The organism is Wolbachia endosymbiont of Aedes albopictus (genome assembly GCF_024804185.1).
Classification (GTDB): Bacteria; Pseudomonadota; Alphaproteobacteria; order Rickettsiales; family Anaplasmataceae; genus Wolbachia; species Wolbachia pipientis_B.
Genome location: NZ_CP101657.1, coordinates 337,716 through 359,321, shown reverse-complemented (window position 1 = coordinate 359,321; position 21,606 = coordinate 337,716). Strand labels below are relative to the sequence as shown.

Annotated in this window: 24 protein-coding genes, 1 tRNA gene, 1 other RNA gene and 1 pseudogene; 10 read left to right on the top strand and 17 right to left on the bottom strand. The window is 34.9% G+C overall.

The window, feature by feature from the left end; all coding sequences use genetic code 11:
- The first annotated feature begins 175 nt into the window (after window positions 1-175).
- Both NHG98_RS01805 and rnpB read left to right on the top strand, forming a co-directional pair.
- Window positions 176-2,311 carry a hypothetical protein gene (locus NHG98_RS01805; RefSeq protein WP_096676681.1) on the top strand — a complete coding sequence of 712 codons (2,136 nt, stop codon included), beginning with the start codon at window positions 176-178 and terminating at the stop codon, window positions 2,309-2,311.
- Between the two features lie 158 nt (window positions 2,312-2,469).
- Window positions 2,470-2,816: RNase P RNA component class A (gene rnpB / locus NHG98_RS01800), an RNA gene on the top strand.
- Between the two features lie 49 nt (window positions 2,817-2,865).
- Here rnpB and NHG98_RS01795 read toward each other — a convergent pair.
- On the bottom strand, window positions 2,866-3,636 hold the full coding sequence (locus tag NHG98_RS01795) for a response regulator transcription factor (RefSeq protein WP_096616586.1): 771 nt from the start codon (window positions 3,634-3,636) through the stop codon (window positions 2,866-2,868).
- Between the two features lie 324 nt (window positions 3,637-3,960).
- On the opposite strand from NHG98_RS01795, the gene NHG98_RS01790 reads away from it, so the two are divergent.
- From NHG98_RS01790 to NHG98_RS01775, 4 genes are read left to right on the top strand one after another with little or no spacing between them, the layout of a single operon-like run.
- A complete protein-coding gene (locus NHG98_RS01790; protein ID WP_096616583.1) occupies window positions 3,961-4,944 on the top strand; it encodes an NAD(P)H-dependent glycerol-3-phosphate dehydrogenase in 984 nt (327 codons plus the stop codon).
- Window positions 4,945-4,963: 19 nt separating this feature from the next.
- Window positions 4,964-5,446 carry a phosphatidylglycerophosphatase A family protein gene (locus NHG98_RS01785; RefSeq protein WP_096616580.1) on the top strand — a complete coding sequence of 161 codons (483 nt, stop codon included), beginning with the start codon at window positions 4,964-4,966 and terminating at the stop codon, window positions 5,444-5,446.
- Window positions 5,436-6,215, top strand: coding sequence for a GNAT family N-acetyltransferase (locus NHG98_RS01780; RefSeq protein WP_096616578.1), 780 nt, complete (start codon window positions 5,436-5,438; stop codon window positions 6,213-6,215). Before NHG98_RS01785 ends, NHG98_RS01780 begins: the two co-directional genes overlap by 11 nt.
- A gap of 42 nt (window positions 6,216-6,257) precedes the next feature.
- Window positions 6,258-7,394: a hypothetical protein gene (locus NHG98_RS01775; protein ID WP_096616576.1), complete on the top strand. Its 1,137-nt coding sequence runs from the start codon at window positions 6,258-6,260 to the stop codon at window positions 7,392-7,394.
- Between the two features lie 3 nt (window positions 7,395-7,397).
- On the opposite strand, the gene NHG98_RS01770 is transcribed toward NHG98_RS01775, so the two are convergent.
- From NHG98_RS01770 to NHG98_RS01740, 7 genes are all read right to left on the bottom strand, one after another.
- Window positions 7,398-8,186, bottom strand: a complete 789-nt coding sequence (locus NHG98_RS01770; RefSeq protein WP_096616574.1) for a succinate dehydrogenase iron-sulfur subunit — start codon at window positions 8,184-8,186, stop codon at window positions 7,398-7,400.
- 86 nt (window positions 8,187-8,272) lie between these two features.
- Complete coding sequence (gene ybeY / locus NHG98_RS01765) at window positions 8,273-8,725, bottom strand: rRNA maturation RNase YbeY (protein WP_096616572.1); 453 nt, start codon at window positions 8,723-8,725, stop codon at window positions 8,273-8,275.
- Window positions 8,719-8,970, bottom strand: coding sequence for a WPE palindromic element domain-containing protein (locus tag NHG98_RS01760; RefSeq protein WP_096616570.1), 252 nt, complete (start codon window positions 8,968-8,970; stop codon window positions 8,719-8,721). The genes ybeY and NHG98_RS01760 overlap by 7 nt, the downstream gene beginning before the upstream one ends.
- Complete coding sequence (locus NHG98_RS01755; protein ID WP_096616568.1) at window positions 8,963-9,361, bottom strand: EVE domain-containing protein; 399 nt, start codon at window positions 9,359-9,361, stop codon at window positions 8,963-8,965. The genes NHG98_RS01760 and NHG98_RS01755 overlap by 8 nt, the downstream gene beginning before the upstream one ends.
- Window positions 9,361-10,557: a cell division protein FtsZ gene (ftsZ, locus tag NHG98_RS01750; RefSeq protein ID WP_096616566.1), complete on the bottom strand. Its 1,197-nt coding sequence runs from the start codon at window positions 10,555-10,557 to the stop codon at window positions 9,361-9,363. Before ftsZ ends, NHG98_RS01755 begins: the two co-directional genes overlap by 1 nt.
- Before the next feature lie 246 nt (window positions 10,558-10,803).
- The gene (locus NHG98_RS01745; protein ID WP_096616563.1) at window positions 10,804-11,256 is read right to left on the bottom strand and encodes a hypothetical protein; all 453 of its coding nucleotides are present in this window, start codon (window positions 11,254-11,256) and stop codon (window positions 10,804-10,806) included.
- An 84-nt stretch (window positions 11,257-11,340) separates the two neighbouring features.
- The gene (locus tag NHG98_RS01740) at window positions 11,341-12,849 is read right to left on the bottom strand and encodes a YifB family Mg chelatase-like AAA ATPase (RefSeq protein WP_096616561.1); all 1,509 of its coding nucleotides are present in this window, start codon (window positions 12,847-12,849) and stop codon (window positions 11,341-11,343) included.
- A gap of 125 nt (window positions 12,850-12,974) precedes the next feature.
- Here NHG98_RS01740 and NHG98_RS01735 point away from each other — a divergent pair, with 125 nt between their 5' ends.
- The 3 genes from NHG98_RS01735 (at window position 12,975) to NHG98_RS01725 (ending at window position 15,851) form a co-directional block, all read left to right on the top strand.
- Entirely contained in the window at window positions 12,975-13,814 is an 840-nt protein-coding gene (locus NHG98_RS01735) for a polysaccharide deacetylase family protein (RefSeq protein ID WP_096616559.1), read from the top strand.
- Window positions 13,769-15,334: a penicillin-binding transpeptidase domain-containing protein gene (locus NHG98_RS01730; protein WP_096616557.1), complete on the top strand. Its 1,566-nt coding sequence runs from the start codon at window positions 13,769-13,771 to the stop codon at window positions 15,332-15,334. The genes NHG98_RS01735 and NHG98_RS01730 overlap by 46 nt, the downstream gene beginning before the upstream one ends.
- A gap of 391 nt (window positions 15,335-15,725) precedes the next feature.
- Window positions 15,726-15,851, top strand: a complete 126-nt coding sequence (locus NHG98_RS01725; RefSeq protein ID WP_259245486.1) for a hypothetical protein — start codon at window positions 15,726-15,728, stop codon at window positions 15,849-15,851.
- A gap of 37 nt (window positions 15,852-15,888) precedes the next feature.
- Here NHG98_RS01725 and NHG98_RS06505 read toward each other — a convergent pair.
- Window positions 15,889-15,969: pseudogene (locus tag NHG98_RS06505) on the bottom strand (WPE palindromic element domain-containing protein); the annotation flags it as partial.
- Between the two features lie 276 nt (window positions 15,970-16,245).
- Between NHG98_RS06505 and ruvX the strand changes: the two are divergent.
- Entirely contained in the window at window positions 16,246-16,713 is a 468-nt protein-coding gene (gene ruvX / locus NHG98_RS01710; protein WP_096617052.1) for a Holliday junction resolvase RuvX, read from the top strand.
- 44 nt (window positions 16,714-16,757) lie between these two features.
- Here ruvX and ruvC read toward each other — a convergent pair whose 3' ends face one another.
- From ruvC to rplU, 8 genes are all read right to left on the bottom strand, one after another.
- Window positions 16,758-17,246: a crossover junction endodeoxyribonuclease RuvC gene (gene ruvC / locus NHG98_RS01705; protein WP_096617054.1), complete on the bottom strand. Its 489-nt coding sequence runs from the start codon at window positions 17,244-17,246 to the stop codon at window positions 16,758-16,760.
- Entirely contained in the window at window positions 17,247-18,074 is an 828-nt protein-coding gene (locus tag NHG98_RS01700; RefSeq protein WP_096617056.1) for a cytochrome c oxidase subunit 3, read from the bottom strand.
- A 47-nt stretch (window positions 18,075-18,121) separates the two neighbouring features.
- Window positions 18,122-18,703 carry a TenA family protein gene (locus NHG98_RS01695; protein WP_259245483.1) on the bottom strand — a complete coding sequence of 194 codons (582 nt, stop codon included), beginning with the start codon at window positions 18,701-18,703 and terminating at the stop codon, window positions 18,122-18,124.
- 121 nt (window positions 18,704-18,824) lie between these two features.
- Entirely contained in the window at window positions 18,825-19,499 is a 675-nt protein-coding gene (locus NHG98_RS01690; RefSeq protein ID WP_096617060.1) for a TenA family protein, read from the bottom strand.
- 125 nt (window positions 19,500-19,624) lie between these two features.
- Window positions 19,625-20,797, bottom strand: coding sequence for a methionine adenosyltransferase (gene metK / locus NHG98_RS01685; RefSeq protein WP_096617062.1), 1,173 nt, complete (start codon window positions 20,795-20,797; stop codon window positions 19,625-19,627).
- Between the two features lie 64 nt (window positions 20,798-20,861).
- Window positions 20,862-20,938, bottom strand: a tRNA-Ile gene (locus NHG98_RS01680).
- 9 nt (window positions 20,939-20,947) lie between these two features.
- Window positions 20,948-21,217: a 50S ribosomal protein L27 gene (gene rpmA / locus NHG98_RS01675; RefSeq protein ID WP_096617064.1), complete on the bottom strand. Its 270-nt coding sequence runs from the start codon at window positions 21,215-21,217 to the stop codon at window positions 20,948-20,950.
- Window positions 21,218-21,227: 10 nt separating this feature from the next.
- On the bottom strand, window positions 21,228-21,530 hold the full coding sequence (gene rplU, locus NHG98_RS01670) for a 50S ribosomal protein L21 (RefSeq protein WP_096617066.1): 303 nt from the start codon (window positions 21,528-21,530) through the stop codon (window positions 21,228-21,230).
- Window positions 21,531-21,606 lie beyond the last annotated feature (76 nt).

Below are 21,606 nucleotides of genomic sequence, written 5' to 3'. Positions count from 1 at the left end.
ATGGAGTGGTATTGCTTATCCACCCAGTTTGCGAATTCTTTACTGCTACTCATTTCTCATATTTCGCTTTGCAGATTATAAAGGTATTAATTTTTTAATTTTAGTTAAAATTTTCATTGACATTAACACCAGGGGTAATCATAATAGCGTTTTTATTAATATTTTAAATAAAATTATGTCTATATTAAGAAGATTACTCGGGATCAACTCAAATACACCGGAAGTGAAAGAAGCGATAGGTTTTAATCCAACAAACATAGAATTAATTGAGGGGAATGGAGTTGCTTACGGACTCAGCTATCAAGATAATGGTAATGGGAGCAGTAAAGTAAAATTACTTATTAGTCCATTATATCAATCAAAAACATACGAATGTAGTACAAATATCAGCGTAGCAAATGAATTCAAAGATCAATTATCTCTCACATTAATAGAAGATTCAGCTGAAATAGATAAAGTTGGAGTTATCTTTCCTGAAGAAGGAATTAGCGAAGAAGGAGAAAAATGCGTTAAAGGCTTATCTTTTAACACTTACGGAATTAAACAATCAGTTAATACTCCTTCAGTTGAACATTTAGATAAAAGAAAATTACAAAAAAATATTAATAATGGTAGTCTTGCAAATGTGGGCAATAGTTACTTTCAACCAAGAGCAGCAAAGGTTGATAATGGTGATGTAATTGTAATCGCCCATAACTTAAAGGATCAAACTTTGGTTTCTTGGTACTTAAAGTCAAGCGAGAGCGGAAAATTTAAGTTATTGACTGGAGAAAAAGGTGTTACAGAAAGAAAATTGTTCAATTTTGATAATCAGGGGCAATTGGCATTAAATGGAAACACGATGCTTTATTCGCAAGTGAGCAGAAAAATTATTGGGGATCAAGAGGTGAGAAAAACACATATTTTCAAATTTGATATGACTAAAGTGGTTGAGGATCTAAAAAGTGGAAAGAAAGATGAATGTTTGCTTGGTAAGAAAAATTGTCAAATAAATACAGCGTCATCTATTACTTCTAATCCAGGTGAAATAAATTTTCTACAGTATGTTGAAGGTGGTAATCTAGTTGCTTTTCTTGCAGAAGGCCGGTCGCCTAATAAACAAACATTACATTTAACAAGTCTTGTTAAGAATGGATCAAAATCGAACTTTACTGTTTGTGAATTTGCAGATTCTATAAAGCAATTGTATGTTAAAAACAATGGTCAAGACAGTTTTATTGTAACTGCAATAAATGAAGGAAACATCACAATTTGCAATCATCAAAGATTTGAAAAACCTTCCAAGGTAACAATAATACCAGCAAATAGCGTCAAAACTTTCAGTGATTTTGTTAATATCATTAACGGTCGATTAACGCCAGATATTATTTCTAGTAGTACCGTGGCTCCTGTAACTATTACAGAAACGGTTGTGACTTCTAAGCAAGCGTCGACTGCTGCAATTGCTAGTACAGCAGAAACCGACACTGTGAAGACTACTAAATTGACAACAGAAGCCATTGCACCTACTTCTACAATGAGTAAACCTTCAACGACTCAAACAAGTACAGTAACAGTGGAGCCAACAACAGTAGCAAAAACAACTACTACTTTACAAGCGACCATGGTTGCTACAACGTCAACTAGTGCGCCGATAGTAACTTCGGAAACTGGGACAAGTACTGTAAAACCTACAGCAGCGACTGTTGCGTCGACTTCTACAACGAGTAAACCTTCAACGGCTCAAACAAGCACAATAACAGTGGAGCCAACAACAGAAGCCGTTGCGTCGACTTCTACGATGAATAAACCTTCAACAGAGTCAACGACTCAAACAAGTACAGTAACAGTGAAGCCAACTGTGCCAACAACAAGCTTAGAGAAAACTACACAAACAGTATTTATTATACCAAGTACTAGAACAAGAGAGTCAACAACTCCTATATTTACCACAACTTTACTTCCTCAAACTACTTTTTCACCACAGCCTACTCAACTTGCTATAGGGTCTAATAGGGCAGGAATGATAGGAGGATCTTTGATTGGAACAATAGGTATTGCTGGAATTATAGGGTTTATAGCATATAAATGTATTAAGAAATATCACGGTTATTATAATACTGCTCATGTGTTAGAATTAGCTGATTTGGAATCGCATTCAAATAGCAGCAATGAAGAAATTTTTTTCACCCATAGCAGAACAAGCAGTGATAATAACATATCTATACAAACTACGTATCAATCTGAAACAATGCTAAACAGTATATCAGTAGAAAGTAGTAGTCGAGCAAGAAGTAGCTCGTCGTCTTCAAGCGGCGGACCAGGCTCTTGACTAACTGAAGCGGAGTCTAAAAGTGAAAAAAGCTTATCTTGGGATAGCAATGATGTGCCGGAATATCACCTTTAGCTATTTGTCTGAATGTTTTTAATATGTAGGCTGTTAGGAAATTGTCTTTTGCTTTTGTGATTTTCATGTTAAAGTATAATTCCTGGGTGAAATAAGTAGCTGCTGTTGTGTGATAAACATAGCAGAGGAAAGTCCGGGCTCCAAGGAAAAATAGTGACGGGTAACGCCCGCCGGAGGTAACTCCAGTTATAGGGCTACAGAAAATTACCGCCTAAAATATTTTAGGTAAGGGTGAAAAGGTGTGGTAAGAGCACACCATGGCAATGGCAACATTGGTAGTCAAGTAACCAACACTAGGAGCAAGATTAAATAGAAGTAGATTTTATGTTTTTCTCATATCTACTCGGGTAAATCGCATGAGGTAAATGGTAACATTTACTCCAGATAAATAGCTACATAAACAGAACTCGGCTTATATTTCACCTAGGCGTCACATGATACGTGCGATATAAGCCATGCTATATTTAAGTGTAGGCATTTCATGCGTTGTCCTTCACTTGTTCTGCTTGATAGCCATCACTACTTTCGCCTACATTAACATTAGAATATTCTTCATCATCAATATACTCTTTCAGAACATACCCTCTGCCCCAAACGGTTTCTATGTGGCTTTTTCCATCATTTGCACTTTCAAGTTTCTTACGTAATTTGCACATAAAAACATCAACTATCTTGTTATCTGAAGGTTCATCCAAGCCATTGTAAAGATGATTTAAGAACATTTCTTTTGTTAGTACTGTTCCTTTACGCAATGCTAGCAATTCTATCATAGAATACTCTTTATTAGTAAGGTGAACCGTTTTACCTTTCACCTCAACAATCCTGTGATCAAAATTGATATTTATATTACCAATCTTTATCACCGATTCAGGATGGCCTTTAGTACGACGCACTATGGCCTTAATTCGAGCTAATAACTCGCTTTTATGAAATGGCTTGGTTAAGTAATCATCGGCACCATACCCAAGCCCTTTAGCTTTGTGATTGACAGCGGATATACATGAAAGTATTAAGACAGGAACTTTGATTTTTGCACTTCTTAGTCTTAACAATATATCATATCCATCAATATCACCAGGCAAGTGTATATCTAAAATAACTAGGTCATAGTAATCTCCATTTGAGGAAACCATATTATTGTTATAATCTTGTGCAGAAGTAACAACGTCACAGAAGTGTCCATCAGAAGTTAAGGCATTAACCACAGTCTTTGCACTTACTTGATCATCCTCAATTAATAATATACGCATATTTTACACCCCATAAATAATTTATAATTTTAGTAATATATATAACTAAGGAAAGTAATAAATCAAATTTTTATTAACAAATGATCAAAATTACACTTATTAATTAATAGTAAATATATTGTTCCAAAGTTATATAAATAGATCTAAAATATAATAGATATACATGGTAGTAATAATATTTTTAGTAAATATTGAATTAAAGTTACTATTATTAAAAGAATACTTCGTTTAATAAATATTTAACTATTCTATATGTCTGTGTTATATTTTTAATTTACTTACCCTACTGTTTTAAAGTATAAGTAATACTTTCAGGAATATTGTGTGGCAATATCAATTTTAGGTGCTGGTGCATGGGGTACAGCAATCGCAATTTCATTAGGTAGTAAGAAAGATGTGATTTTGTGGACTCGCAATGAAACTACATTTGAATCAATCAACGGGAAAAGAGAAAGTGACAAGCTACCCGGTTGTCGAATTTCTGATAATGTGTCAGTAAAATTGGCTATTGAAGACACAATTAATGCTTCAGTAACAATCCTCGCTGTTCCCACTCAATCTCTGAGGGAGGTATGTCAGCAATTGCATAATTGTAATCTGAAAAAAGATGTAGCAATAATTTTAGCTTGTAAGGGAATAGAAAAGTCTACATTAAAATTACCTAGTGAAATAGTAAATGAAGTTTTACCTAACAATCCTATTGCTATTTTTTCAGGCCCTAGTTTTGCTGTAGAAGTTGCAAGAAAATTACCCTATTCAATGGTTCTTGCATGCCGAAATAACATATTGGGTTCAAAGCTAGTATCAGAACTACAGCAAGAAAATGTTAAATTACGCCTTAGTAGCGATGTTATAGGGATACAGGTTTGTGCAGCGTTAAAGAACGTTTTTGCTATAGCGTGTGGGATTGTTCTAGGTAGTAAACTTGGGTTTAATGCTCATGCAGCATTGATTACGAAAAGTGTAAGCGAAATTAAGGCTTTATACTCAGCAAAAGTTGGTAACGGTAATGTGGATATAAATACACTACTTGGACCGGCATGTCTGGGTGACCTAATTATGACATGCACATCCTTGAATTCAAGAAACCTATCTTTTGGGTTTAAAATAGGTAATAGTGACAATGGCTTTAATGTTCAGCAGATTTTGTCAGAAGGCAAGTCAGTGATTGAAGGTTTTAGCACTGCTGAACCCATATTTAATTTAGCAAGAAAGCTAAAGATAAAAATGCCTATATGTGAAGCGGTCTATAGATTATTGTATGAAAGCGCCTCTATAGAGGATACTATTTCTGTTCTTGTAAATTAGTTTTGTACTTTGGTGTATTGTGAAATTTTTATATAAATTGATATCAACATGGTGGCTGTCTGGCACAGTAAAAAAAATGCCAGGTACCTTAGGCAGCTTAGCTTCTTATCCAATTGCTCCTGTGATACTGAGTGACAGAATGTTAGGTGCAGCAATTATTTTTTTTTTATTTTTGATTGGACTATGGTCTATAGGCAATTATATAAAACACTACAAGACTTCATGTGATCCAAAAGAGGTAGTAATTGACGAAGTAGTTGGTCAATTGCTGACAATACTTTTAGTTTCGATATTGTTAAGCCAGGAAATGAATTGCTCTTTATTGTTGTTGTGCTTTTTTTCTTTTAGGTTTTTTGATATAATAAAAACGTGGCCTATAAATTTGATCGATAAAAATACCAAAGGTCCTTTCGGTGTTATGCTAGATGACATTATAGCTGCAATTTTAGCCTGTGTTCTTATAGGAGCCTTTTATTGTTTATTGTTGATGTATGCAGGATAAAAAAATTTATTATTCAAGCTTAATTGTTCAAAATTTAAAGGATTATATACTGTACACAGCGAATTTATCTGAGTGGGAAGTACACGATGAATTTGATAACGTTACATTTACAATAAATGGTACTAGGGAGTCATTATTTAATTTTGTGTTCTGTGGAGATCAATGTACCGAGCTTTCTATACAAAAAACTCTAGATTATCTTAGAACAAGAGATATAGAAGCAACATGGGTAATAAATTCACATATGAAAATAAGAGATATTTTAGAAAAGTGTGAAATAAAACACGTTAGCACACCAAAAAAAGCTTTACTTAATATGAAAAATTACTTTTTACCTGCTGATGTTATTCCAAACTTAAGGTTAAATGCTGTAAATGGTAGCGACCTCTTAGAACAGTTAGATTTACACACTTCTAAAATTTTTTATCATGGCGTTGGAATTGTCAGCACATTTTTTCGCGGATTATCAAATTATGATGATGAAAACCCAAGATTAAGATTTTTTCTTGTAACACTAAATAGTGAAATTATTGGGACATGCGGTCTTTATGTTCAAGACAGTGTAGCTGGTTTTTATAGTGATGGAGTTTTACCAATTTACAGGAATCGTGGAATAGGTACCCAAATGGTTTTAGAAAGAATAAAGATAGCTAAACAGCTTGAATGCAAATATATAGTAGCACATTGTATGAAACCTTCTGTAAACCTTTATAAGAGATTGGGCTTTCAAATGTTAGGCAATCTTTACTTATATAACTCTTCAGCATAATTCTGAGCGGTTACAAGTTTTTACATCTGTTTTAGAAGTGCTATGTTTTTTTTGTATGAAGTGGTTTTAATATTGATTCTAATATTATTCTTTCTCTCTTATTCTAAATTAAAAATTAGTAATAAGATTAAGAACTTACAACATCGAAATGTTATCATAAATAATTTAATTGATACTGTGAATGATGGGTTTTATATTTGGGATGCAAAAAAGCGTATAGAAAAGTTCTCTCCCAACTTACTAACTTTGCTTAATACTGTTTTTTACTCATTTAATGAGTTTGTGAATTTTTTTGAGCAATCAGAAAGTTTAATTAAAAATTTTGCTGAGGCAAAGGAAATAAATAAATCTTTTACTCTAGATTTAAAGTCAAAAGACAGTGAGGTTTATTGCATATGTTATGGCAGAAGTATAATAGATGATTCTAACAATGTGATTGGTGTGCTGTTATGGATAAGGAATGTTTCAGACTGTAAAATAAAAGCTCACGGACTTGAGCTAGAAAATAGTAAGCTTACACAAGAAGTGGAGAGCTATAAAAATGTTTTCAACTCTTTACCATTTCCAATACTAAAATATAACAAGAATAGAAAGGTAGAATTTTATAATTTGTTTTATGATAAATATGTAGATGGCTCTAAGAAATTTGCTATTACCAGTAGCGCTCATAGCACAAAACCAGGAAGGCATGTCGTAACTTACAAGAACGAACCTAAGGTTTTCGATTTTGTTAAAATTCCAATACAAGGTTCTGGTAGCATAGTAATGTATGGGAAAGATGTTAGTGATGCAGAGAAATTATATACTGAATTAAACAGTTATTTAGCTACACAGAAAAATTTGCTTGAGAGGTTGCCGGTTGCTATAGTAATATATAGTAAGAATCAAAAGCTAAAATTTTATAATAATGCTTTCATAAAAACTTTTCAATTTGACCCAAAATTTTTGGCATCTTATCCAACTTATCATGAAGTTATGCTTTACCTCTTCGAATCTAAAAAGCTTTTAAAAAAAGAGGATTTTCAAACTATTAGTAACCAAAGACATGAGTTATTCAAAAAATTATTTGCATCGTATGATGATACGATGCATTTCACGAATGGAAAAGCGTTCAGGGTATTAACAATACCCTACGCTTCGGAAGGTTTGCTGTTCTCTTACGAAGAATGCAAAAGATGATACTTAAACTCCTTCTTTCTCTACCATGAGCTGTTTTACTTTCGCTATTGCTCTTGCTGGATTAAGTCCTTTAGGACAAGTTTTTGTGCAATTCATTATTGTATGACAACGATACAACTTGAATGGGTCGTTTAAAACATCAAGTCTTTCACCTGTCTTATTATCACGGCTGTCAGCAATCCATCTGTAGGCTTGTAATAGTATTGCTGGTCCTAAAAATTTATCACTATTCCACCAGTAGCTTGGGCAACCAGTCGAACAGCAAGCACATAATATACAGTCGGACAAGCCATCTAATTTTTTTCTATCTTTAGGAGATTGAGAGTATTCTTTATTTGGTAGGGCAGGCTTATCTGCTTGTAACCAAGGTTTAATTGATTTGTATTGCTCATAAAATTGGCTCAAGTCCGAGACTAGGTCCTTTATCACATACATGTGAGGTAATGGATATATTTTTACGTCACCTTTTATATCGTGTATAGATCTAGTACATGCAAGAGTATTGGTTCCATCAATATTCATGGCACAAGATCCACATATGCCTTCTCTACAAGAACGTCTGAAAGTTAAAGTCGAATCTATTTCATCCTTTATTTTTATTAATGCATCAAGTACCATAGGGCCACAACTATCCATATCAATAAAAAATATGTCTATTCTAGGGTTTTTCTCGTCATCAGCAGACCAACGGTAAATTTGAAATCTTCTGATGTTTTTTGCTCTAGCAGGAATAGGATAAATTTTGCCCTTTTGATTAATTTTAGAATTCTTTGGCAAAGAAAACTGAACCATATCACTTACCTTTTATTGTTTATAGCTAAAACCCTTTGTAGATAACATATTTTATTATCATCTACTATATTTTTATTAAATTCCTTTTAAATCGCACACATATTGTAGCCAAGCGAAGCTAAAATCTCTCTTTCTAGATTTTGCATTATAATTTCTTCATCTTTTTTTTGGTGATCATAACCAAGTAAATGCAGTAATCCATGCACTAACATGTGTGCAATGTGAGCAAGAATGGGTATACAATACTCATGCGATTCTCTTTTTATTGTGTCTATTGAAATTGCTATGTCTCCTAAATCGCACTCATTAGACAATTGTTCACACGGAAATGATAGCACGTTAGTTGGCTTATCCATTTCTCTAAATTTTAAGTTAAGTTGATGTAGCAAGTCATCATCAGCCAGAGCTATTGATATATTTGGTTTATAGTGGTCTATTTTTAATTCTTTTAGAGAAGTGTTTATAATATTTAATACAAAACCCTCTGGATCATCTGTAATGCTGCGCCATCTCTCATCAAGAACATTTACTTCTAACATGAGTAACGCACCAGTAAGGGTGTCATGCAAGTAGCTGACACTGGAATCCAGTTTTTATTATACAACCATCTGGTGCACTCATTTAAAATCAAAATTCCTGGATCCCAGTGTCTGGGCACTGGGATGACATCCTTCCTAGCAGAGACTACTTTCAAATCGCAACATTTGTACAGTTGTGTGCGTGACCATAAAAGGAGAACTATAGATTCCAGTGTCAAGCACTGGGATGACAGGGTGTTACACATCACTCATGCTTATTATTTCATTCCATTCAATTTCCGAAACTGGGGCAATTGATAAACGTGGTTGTTTTAATATAGCCATATTTTTCAAAAGTGGGTTTTGTTTTATATTATTTAACGTTACTTGGTTATTTAAAGGTTTCAAAAACTTTACATTCACTAATCCGAACTTGTGATCATTAACATGATAATACTCTTTAAATACTTCAACGATTCCAAGTATTGCTTTCTCTTTACCTGTATGATAAAAAAACGCAAGATCACTTACTTTCATAATTTTCATGTAATTTTGAGCTTGATAATTGCGCACGCCATCCCACTCAACTACCTGCTCCTTTTCCATTTTTTGCCATGAATATTCACTTGGCTCTGACTTGAGTAGCCAAAGTTGCATTATTTTTTTCTTCTTAAATAAGCCGGTATATCATAAACATTGCTGCCCCATTTAGCTCCTTCGCTTACCTGTTCAGTTGGTTTTGTTTCCAGTGTTTTGTCTTGCATACTTTCACTGTGACTATAGGGCCACTTAAATTTCTCTTTCTCTGAGTCTTCACTCTGACTTATAGGTGAAGTTTCTGATTTATTATTGCGACCATCAATGCCAGTTGCAAGAACAGAAACTCTAACTCTTCCCTCTATCGCTTGATCAAAAGTAGCACCAAATATTATATTTGCATTTTCATCTACTTCTTCACGCACTCTATTGGCTGCAGCATCAACTTCAAACAGAGTCATATCTCCGCCACCAGTAATGTTAATTAATATTCCTTGAGCACCTTTCATTGATACATTGTCAAGCAATGGATTGGATATTGCAGCTTCTGCAGCACTAATTGCTCTATCTTCTCCTTCTGCCTCTCCAGTGCCGATCATCGCTTTGCCCATCTCGCTCATTACTGTTTCTATATCAGCGAAGTCAAGATTAATAAGCCCTGGCATGACCATCAAGTCAGTTACTCCTCTGATGCCAATATGCAGAACATTATCAGCAAGTTTAAATGCATCAGAAAATGTAGTTTTTTCATTTGCAATTCTAAATAAATTCTGATTTGGAATGACAATAAGTGTATCCACGTATTTTTGCAGTTCTTCAAGTCCAAGCTCTGCAATGCGCATGCGGCGCACACCTTCAAAACCGAACGGTTTAGTTACAACTCCAACAGTCAATATCTTTTTTTCTTTTGGCGCCCTATCCTTAACTGCGGCTCTTGCTTCTCTGGCTGCTTTTGCAATTACCGGTCCTGCACCGGTTCCAGTACCACCGCCCATTCCTGCTGTGATGAAAAGCATATGACTATCTTTTATATGCTCCATAATTTCATCGATTGATTCTTCTGCTGCACCTTTGCCAACATCAGGCAAGGCACCAGCACCAAGACCCTTGGTTAAGTTAATACCCAGTTGAATTTTTTTATCGCATAACGACTTTTCCAGCGCTTGAGCATCAGTGTTTGCGACAACAAAATTTACTCCTTGCAAATTGGATTGGATCATGTTATTCACAGCATTTCCACCAGCACCACCCACTCCCACAACGGTAATCCTTGGGTGTAATATAGGTAACTCCGGCAGACTAAGATCAATAGACATTTAAATTACTCAAATTTAGCGAATTCACTTGATAGTAAGTTACCGCTTTTTTAATAATATGCAAATACTTTTCACTTCTATAGGCGTAAACAGTAAACGGGATTTACTTATTCTTAATATTTATACTAATAAGTGTCGTTAATTATAATAACTAGATTCTTAAACGACACCACTTAACCGATGCAAAAAATAGAAAATGTTTATAAAAAGGGACAGAGACTATCCCTTTTTGTTTTGTTGAAGTTATTATGCAGTTTTTTCTTTTCCTGCATATGCTTCAACCGCAACATCTTTTAATTTTGAGGCAACTTGATATGTTCCATAAAGAACAGCAGCTGCAGCAATTGCCATTATGGCACCCGCAACTATCTGACCAGCAACACCTGTTCCGATAAATCCAGGTAATGAAGCAGCTATTGCTTGATTTGTCCCAACAAAGTAACTGGCAGTCTTAGCAAGAAACCCAGAAGCTTCTGCTGCACTAACAAAGCCTGCTTTCATATGCATTGCTGTAAAGACAATACTTGCAACTGCAAGCGGAAATAATGCTGTTCTTAACTTATTATCCTTAATATACTGACCAAACCCACCAGCAGCACCTGTAACTCCCCAGTGTTCATTACCAGCTTGTTTATATCCTTCTGAAGTAGCATGAAAAATGCTATCCCCTTCTTTATACTCATAATTTGTTAATGCCATAACTCTACTCCTTAAATAGAATGTTAAAATTTCATTAAGGGCAGTATATAGTGAAATAAATTATCTGTCAAGTAAACTAATGTTTTAATATATCCTTATTCTGTAATTCAGCGCTTCAGCAATGTGTGCTCTTTTTACTTCTTCACTTTTTGCAAGATCTGCAATAGTTCTTGCAACTTTTAATACGCGTGTGTAGCCTCGATTGGAAATGTAATTTTCTTTCAGTACGTATTTTAGCAATTCTAACCCTGCCTGATCTGGTTCAGTAAATTTATTAAATGCTTCACCGCTTACTTCTGAATTGCAACGAATATTTAATTCACTATAGCGCTCAGTTTGAACTTTTCTTGCTGCTATCACTCTTTCTCTTATGATTTTAGTACTTTCTCCCTCCACAGAGATTTCAGGAGAGAGTATGCTAACGTTTGGCATTTCAATGCATATGTCTATTCTATCAAGCAATGGGCCTGATATTTTGTTTTTGTAATCTGTGCCACACTTTGGAGCTTTGTTGCACGATCTGCTTGCATCACCTAAATAACCGCACCTGCAAGGGTTCATTGCAGCAATCAGTTGAAAATTTGCAGGGTAGGTTATGTGAGCATTTGCCCTTGCAACGGTAACTTTTCTATCTTCAAGTGGTTGGCGCAGAGAATCAAGCACAAGTCTTGGAAATTCTGGCAACTCATCAAGGAATAACACGCCGTTGTGAGCCATGGTAATTTCTCCAGGTTTTGCATTCTTTCCTCCTCCTATCATTGCTGGCATGGAACATGAGTGATGAGGTTCACGAAAGGGGCGAGTTACTTTGAATATTTCATTACCAGTTTTTGTTATGCTGGAAATAATATTAACATCAATCATCTCCTGTTCGGTCAAATCAGGCAGCAACCCTATAAAGCGCTTAGCAAGCATTGATTTTCCAGTACCAGGAGGGCCAACAAGAAGCATATTATGCCCACCTGCTGCTGCAATTTCAGCTGCTCTTTTTGCAACAACTTGGCCTTTGATATCCTTCATATCGGGAATCAATCTTTTTTCTTGGGGTGCATCACTATAATTAAAAATTACTGGCTGAATTAATTGCTCACCCTTAAAGTGTCTGATAATATCAGTTAATTTCTCTATAGCCAGAATTGAAACATTCTTCACCCATACAGCTTCTACACCATTTCCTCTCGGACAAATTACTCCTTTATTGTCCTTTTTTGCATTAATTGCTGTTGGCAGCACACCTGAAACTGGAATAACTCTGCTATCAAGAGCCAGTTCACCCATGATTATATAAGACTGAACTTTTTCAACTGGTATCACATTCATTACAACAAGTAGTCCAATAGCAATAGCCAAGTCATAATGACTACCTTCTTTCAGTAAATCCGCAGGGGAGAGATTAACTGTAATTCTTTTTGGAGGTAGTAGTAGATTGATTGAATTTAATGCTGCTCTGATGCGCTCTTTGGATTCCGCAACAGTTTTATCCGGCAATCCAACAATATTAAAAGCTGGAATACCATTTGCCATATGAATTTGTGCATTGACATTTACTGTGCTAATTCCCTGAAGCGCAACGGTATTTATATTTGCAATCATGATATATTATATAAAATTGTTAATACAATATATTAAAGAAGTGATGAGGTAAAGGCTACAGCAATTAAAGATGGCTTAATTTAGCAAAAAAGTGCATAGTATCCTATCACTTTGCTGATTATGAAATGTTTATAAGGATAATAACTTTTCTTTTGCTATACTCAAGCGCGGTTTTCTGTGGTGATTGTAATTTTAATTTACCATACTGTGGGCTCAGTTGTAATCTGGATCTATCATATAGAAATTTAAGTAATGTAAAAAAATTGTTGAATAACGACGATAAGTTTGTTGCGCTTACGTTTGATGATGGGCCTTCCAACAATAGAGTAAACGATATTATTAATGTTCTGGAAAGCTATGAAGCAAAAGCAACATTTTTTGTGCTTGGTGAACATATAAATAAAAAAACATATGAGATAGTAAAGAAAATCCATGAAGCAGGTCATGAGTTAGGCAATCACTCTTGGTCGCATAGGAAGTTGACATCACTTTCAAGTGAGGAACAATTGCAAGAATTGGAAAAGACAAATACAGCAATTAAAAATGCAATAAAACAAGATGTAAAATGGTTTCGCCCGCCATATGGATGTCATGACGATAATCTGATTGAAAATACTGATCAATTAAATATGTATTCAATATTATGGACAGTTGATTCGCTAGATTGGCAAGGTGATAAGCCAGAAACTTTAGTTGAAAGAGTTTTAAGTAATGTACATAATGGAGCAGTTATACTGTTTCATGATCACAATAACAGGTCAAACACAATTGAAGCTTTACCTCATATTATTAAAATACTAAAAAAATCAGGTTATAAGTTTGTGACCTTAAGTGAGTGGGAAAAAAGGGTTTGTAATACGGTAAAAGCCAGAAGTGTAACAATAAAAGAGGGGAAAAAAGTGCGTTTTGAAGGAATGTTATGTGGACAAAAAACAAAGTCTTCAACCGCAGAGCATTCATATTAGGTGGTATTCAGCTTACCATTTCTGCGGTTTTTAGTTGCAGGTTATATAATTTACAAATACGAAACAGACAAAAGTACGAAGCACTATCTAATAGTAATAGAATAAGAGTTGCTACTATTATGCCTAAGCGGGGCAAAATTTTAGATAGGAATAGCATTGAACTTGCGGTAAACAAAATTTCGTATGTTGTTTTGTTTGATGGTTCTGGTAAGGAAGTTGATTTGCAGACATTATCAGAAGTCGAGTCTAAAATAGCAAAATCGTCAGAAAAAATAACTGCTCTTTATAAACGTTATTACCCGTTTGGTTCAATGTGTTCTCATGTAATCGGATATACAAAAAGACAGCAAGGCATAAGCGAAGTAGGAATCAGCGGTATTGAATATACATATGATCATATATTGAAAGGCAAGTCAGGAAAATCTGAGCAGGAAATAAATTCTAAAAAACGCGTCATAAAAGAATTATCAAGCATACCACAACAAGACGGACAAGATGTACAACTGACAATCGATATTAATCTGCAAGAGAAAACCGCAGAGGTATTTAAAGATCACCAAGGCTCCGCAGTGGTAATTGATGTAAATAATGGAGAAATTTTAGCATTATATAATTCACCTTCTTACGATAATAATCTTTTTGCTAGCAGGCTATCAAATGAGACTTGGGAGAGCTTGAATGCTCCTTCATTGCCGCTCGTGAATCGTGCGTTATCATATCAAATTCCACCTGGTTCAATATTTAAAGTAATAGTTGCGCTTGCGGGTTTAAAAGACGGGATAATAACACCAGAAGAGAAATTCTCGTGCAAGGGCTATATGAAAATAGGTGAGCGGAAATTTCGTTGTCTGAAAAGCAAAGTCCATGGGTATGTATCTTTAAATGAGGCAATGGCATTATCATGCAACACTTACTTTTATAATATAGGGAAAAAAATAAGTGTAGACTCTCTGGTAGAAATGGCCAGAAAATTTGGTATTGGAAGTGGGCCACTGATTGGAACGTTTAAAGAAGAAGCTCCAGGGTTGTTGCCAGATAGAGATTGGCGTACACGAAAGCTATATTCGCAGTGGTATTTAGGTGACACTATCAACTTAGTTATAGGACAAGGGTATATGCTTACAACACCACTACAGCTTGCAGTTCTTGCAGCGAGGATTGCAACAGGAAAAGAGGTAATTCCCCACATTAAAATGAGTAATACAGTGCAAAATTTCCCTGACATTGATGTAGATTATGAGCATTTTAGTATAATTCGAAAAGCTATGTTTGAAGTGGTGAATTCTAACTATAGAAAAGGGCTAAGCGGCATACAAATTGCCGGCAAAACCGCTACACCAGAGATAAACTCTAAGGGTGAAAGTCATAAGTTATTTATCGCTTATGGTCCTTACCATAACCCGCGCTACGCAATCTCTGTGTTTATAGAACACGGCAAAGCCCCGCGCCAAGATGTTGCTATAGCTAATGAAATATTTCAATATATGCTTGAAACTATGAGTATTAGACTTCTTGCATAATCATATAACATTGGGAATAGAAACGAAAAAACTTACTTGACAAGCTTTGCCAGCCCCCTTATTATAACAGTAAGGGTATTTATGACTCAAAACTTGTTTTTGACCTGCAGGCTCAATGACAAAATTCAGTAAAAACTCAGGGTATTTATTGGCGGATTACATAAAATTATAGCGGCTGCATGTCTTTTTTATTTTTTCTACATTCAGCCAAATCGCGCTTATTTTAAGCGTTAGCACATTATTACAGCGCCACTTACAGTAATATAGAGTCAAAACTCGCTACTCGGGGCTTCTTTTGCCTTTTTTTTCATTTGGTAAATTTCTTAATGTTTGTAACTAAACAACAACCGTCATCCCTGTAAAGGTCAAGTATCCCGCTGCGTGTTAGCGGATGAGATACCGCGGCGGTATGACGGTCTGCTGCGTGTTAGCGGCTAAGAGATACCGCGGCGGAATGACGGTTCGTGGCGGAATGACGGTTAAGCAATTCGTCATCCCGCTGCGTGTTAGCGGATGAGATACCGCGAATGAATCGCGGTATGACGTAGGACTGCTGTCATTCCAGTGCTTGACACTGGAATCCAGCCTTTATTACGCAGCCACTTGGTTGAAATTAAGTCTTCTGGATCCCAGTGTCAGCTACTCGGATGACAAAGTGTGCTTCTGTCATCCTATGATAGCTCTAAAAAACCTAGATCCCAGTGTTACGCACTGGGATGACAGGGGAGGTTGCACCATAAGATGAACCAGTGTCAGCTACTCGGATGATACCTTTTTTCTACTTAGTTTGGGTTATGCAAGAAGTCTATTGCATTCCTGAGCAATTTGATTCATTATTCTTTTTGTAAAAAATTTTCTTGACTTTCTCTCTACTTTTTCTGGGTAAGGTCACTTTAAAGGAAGTCTAATAGATGCTACATAGAAATCCAGATGAGTTTCTAAAGTCTATTCCAAAAGATAAGCGCATAATGTGCCTTGACATGGGAGAAAAGCAAATAGGCATAGCATTTAGCGATAAAACACAGCTTATAGCCACAGTTCATAGTGTATATTATAGGAAAAATATGAGCAAAGATTTAGGTTATCTGCATAGAATATTCAAAGAAAATGAAGCTGGATCAATGGTAATAGGACTACCATTAAAAATGGACGAACAAGAAACTAAATGGTGTAAAATCATAATCCAATTCGCAAATAAAATAATAAAAAAATATAAAGTAAATATATACTTACAAGACGAAAGCTTCTCAACATCTATCGCAACTCATACACTAAAAATTACTGGCATATCAATCACAAAATCGAAAAAAATAGATGATAAAATCTCCGCATGTATTATTTTGCAACGAACGTTAGACAAGATAAATACAATCAAATAGTTTTTCCAGATCTGGAAATCTTCAAACTGAATCTCATATAAAAGTTACTCAACAAAACAAGAACCTTTCGTATAAGCATGACAAATTGCTACAGCAAGAGCATCAGCGGCATGGTGGCATTTTATACTCAAATTTTTAACTATTTGCTTCACCATAAATATAATCTGATCCTTATCAGCATGGCCATTTCCGGTAATGCTTTTTTTTACATAGTTTGCATCATATTCATTCATAGTTAGCTTTGTTATTTTTAACGCTAAAATTACAACCCCTCTTGCATATCCTAAAGTTAGTGAAGATTTAGGATTTTTATTAACAAAAATTTTCTCCACCGCAGCTTCATTCGGAGAGTATAGGGAAATTACTTTCTTTAATTGTTCAAAAATCACATATAGGCGTTCATCTGTATTGAGCTTATTGTCAGTTGATATGGTACCGCCGCCCAAAAATTCAATATTATTTTTTTCGTTTAGATCAATAATGGCCCACCCCGTCTTGCTTATCCCTGGATCTAGACCTATTATTTTAACCACTTAATAAACGCTTAACCAATAGACAAACAAAAATAAAAACATCCAGACTACATCTACAAAGTGCCAATACCAGGAGGCAAACTCAAAGCACAAATGTTCCTGAGGTGTAAACTGGCCTTTCCACGCTCTAAATAAACACACTGATAAAAATATTATTCCTATTATAACGTGTGCGCAGTGAAAACCAGTAATCATATAAAAATTGGATGTATAAATAAGCTTTTCTCCTGTTTCTTGTAGAGAAAAACTCGCTTCATGATACTCTATTGCTTGCACTATTATAAAAAAAACCCCAAGCAATATAGTTATGGACAGCATTTTAATCATGCTCTTTTTATCATTTTCAAGTAAAGAGTGATTTGCCCAAGTAATTGTTGTACCAGAAAGCAATAATATTAATGTATTCATGAATGGTAGTGACCACGGATCAGGTGGCAAAATTCCCCCAGGGGGCCATTCAATTTTTTTTGCAGGAGAAAACGCCTCAAATAAAAAAACTGGATCAAGCCAGGCTTTAAAGAATGAACAAAAGAACACTATAAAAAATACGACCTCCGAGAGAATAAATAAGTACATTGCAAATTTGAGTCCATGTTTTACAATGGTAGTATGACATTTATCATAAATGGCCTCCCTTATTACATCTCTCCACCAATAGAACAGCACCCCTGATACTGCGGAGATTCCCAGAACTAAACAAAACATTCCGAAAATTTGTTTATGAAGCGCACCAACTAATCCAAGTGCAAGAATAAGAATTGCTGCTGATATAGCAATTGGCCAAGGACTTGGGTCCACTAAATGAAAATCATGTTCTTTACTTTTCATAGCATTTTAAAAAATACTTACTAAGAATACAAATTAGCTTAAAATTGTCAATGTTCCTTAGGAAATTGATTGAATCTTGAAAAATTATATGCACCGTTCAAAAAATCTAACACAAATTGTGCAGTTATTCTAAACAACTCAAGCATTTTGCTCTTTTCATTTTCTCTTGCTCTGCTGCAATATCCATCAATAATATTTTCCAAAATAATACATCCAGACTTTACTGAATCACTGTAACAAAAATAAAACCAATCCCTATATTTATTATTTCTTTTGAATCTATTTTTCATGCTATCAACGACAGTCTTGTATATAAACATGCAAGAATACAAAACCGTCATAGCCTCATAGGTATTACTATACGAGATGGATAAAAGAAAATTAGTGAAATTAAAACACTCAAGAGATTTCTTTCCACGACTTATACTGTACATAGTAAAGTAGTAGTCATATAGCACTCTATTAACAGTCACTACTCTTTGGGCTACTTCAGTAAGCGAGGTAATACTACTATAATCTTCCATTCTGGATGCAGTAATTAAGGTGGTACGAATATAATCACCTAAGAACAACGTCTTTTGTTGAGCATAGAATTTGAAATTCTCTACATTTAGGGTGTTATTCGCCAACTTAACATTAAAAGGATGCTCAATTATATCCTTTAAAAGATTTGACCCGTAACAGCTCCTAATTATGCCACTGAACACTGTAGTTACCGATAAAGATCAAGTTAACATAAATAATCCGCTGCTAATATTCTTTGCTAGATATATTAGAGTAATACATCTCATCCCAGAATATTACCTCAAGTTCAAATCCGTTACGAAAAAACTCGAGCATCTTTTTCTTCTCCTTATTACTAGATTCTCTATACAGCTTATTCACAATCTCAGTTATAGCATCAGCTGTGTTATCCACTATATTAGTATCATAGAGATTAATCCATTTTTTATACTTATTGCTTGAAGGAATGCTATCTTTTACCGTATGTTGAAAGGTGATCTGACACATACCAAAACATGGATAAGAAGCTGCTAAGCCTTCAGCTACTGAATTATGGTATGCAGCACGCATGAAGAAATCAATAAAGGCAGAACTAGATTTCGATCTTTTGTGATTATCGGATGAGTTACATTCTGTAAACTGCTCCTCACATAGACTTCGCATACTGAATATTTTACGAGCTATAAAGGTTAATTTATCCATTGTTTCAATATCATTAGCTCTAGCTGCAATAATTAAAAAAGCACGAGTGCAATCCACTAAGTATAAAAAAGTCTGTTGAACATAGAACTTGAACTTCTTATAACTTAATTTGCCATTCATCAATTCAACATAAAAAGGATGTTCTGCTATTCTATCAATAAGATCAGATGATTCTTTTATAGCTATGCTACAGAATTCTTCTTCTATTCCGTTATACACTTTATGAGCCTCACAATAAAAACTGAATATAATAACTATCACTAATATAGTATAATGATTATGAAAAAGGAATTATACTTCAACAATAAGCTAGTATATAAATATGAGGCTGTAAATCAAAAATTTTAGCAATCTAAAGAAATTTTACTATTACCTTCCATATTGAGTTCTCTACAAAACTCAGCAGATAAGTCCATATTCTCCCAAGAAAATCCACCGTCATTTTCTGACTCTTTACCAAAATGTCCATAACAGGCTGTACGTTTATATATAGGGCGATTAAGCGATAAATGCTTGATTATGCCTTTTGTTGATAAATCTATGCTACCTTCAATAAAATTTTTAATCCTCTTTTCATCTACTGTATTTGTACCAAATGTATCGATGTAGAATGAAGTAGGTTTTGAGATACCAATTGCATAAGAGAGCTGTACAAGGCAACGTTTGGCCAAGCCGGCAAAAACAATGTTTTTAGCAAGGTATCTTGCCATATAAGCTGCAGATCTATCTACTTTGGTTGCATCTTTTCCGGAAAATGCCCCTCCACCGTGTGGAATATAACCTCCATAGGTATCAACCATAATTTTTCGTCCGGTTAATCCACAATCACTAACCGGTCCACCAATAACAAATCTACCAGTTGGATTGACTAAGAGATTTTTCTCAGGACATATCCACCCTTTAGGTAAAGATGAAACTATGTAAGGATAAATTATTTCTTTTACTTTTGATTGATCCAAATTCTCAGGGTGCTGTATTGAGACAATAATACTTTCAGCACGTACCGGGAGGTTATTCTCATATGCCAAAGTGATTTGTGATTTTGCATCCGGACCAAGCTTTGCTTCTTTAACTGCGCTCATGATATTTTTCAGAATCGAGTGTGCATAAAAAATGGGTGCTGGCATAAGGTTTTCTGTCTCTGTTGTTGCATAGCCATACATTATGCCCTGATCCCCAGCACCTTGATCCAACCCTATTGCAATGTCATTTGATTGCTCATGCAGCAGTATATTTACCTTCACTTTTCTCCAGTGGAAACCATCATGCTCATAACCAATATCTTTTATTGTATTCCGTACAATACTTTCAATCCTGCTATTTTTGATGTTAGGTCCGAATACTTCCCCAGCTATAGTAACGTTATCTTTGGTGACTAAAGTCTCTATTGCAGCTCGCGCAAAAGGATCAGTGAAAAGGTATTCATCAAGTATTGCATCTGAAATTTGATCTGCTACTTTATCTGGATGACCAGCCGCCACTGACTCACTGGTTACTAAATTTTTATATAAACTCATGCTTTAGGTTTCTGCTTATACAATACCAAAACCGCTATAAAAAACACAGTTAGTAATTACTAAATGGTGGGCCTGGGAAGAGTTGAACCTCCGACCTCACGCTTATCAGGCGTGCGCTCTAACCACCTGAGCTACAGACCCCTGATTTATTCAAGCTGAAGCTTTCATATTATCTGTGGGCAAGATATCAATAAAAGTCTTTTTATTTGCTGACCTTCTAAAGCTGACCCAGCCTTCTACTTTGGCAAAAATCGTATGATCTTTACCTATACCAACATTCTTCCCAGGATGGAATTTTGTGCCTCTTTGGCGCACAATTATGTTACCAGGAATAACCTTCCCATTCTTCTTTATTCCTAACCTACGACCTGCTGAATCTCTACCATTACAGGAACTACCACCTGATTTTTTAGTTGCCATATCTTACCTCTTACTTTTGAAGATTAATTTCATTGATACGAAGAACAGTTATATACTGCCTATGACCAGTCTTTCTACGGTAATTTTTTCTTCTTTTTTTCTTAAAGATTATAATTTTTTCTCCTCTACACTGCTCCAATACTTCAGCTTTAACAGTGGCATTAGATGAATAAGATAAGCCATTATTTGAAATACAAATCACCTTATTGATTTCTACCTCTTTTTTTTCTTCAACTTCTAACTTCTCTACTTTTATTATACTGCCTTCTTTTACTAAATATTGCTTTCCACCAGTCTCAATTACTGCAAACATATAAATATAAATTATTGTTATTAACTTTAATCGTAAACGATGTCATATATGCTGTCAATATAAATAAAAAACATGA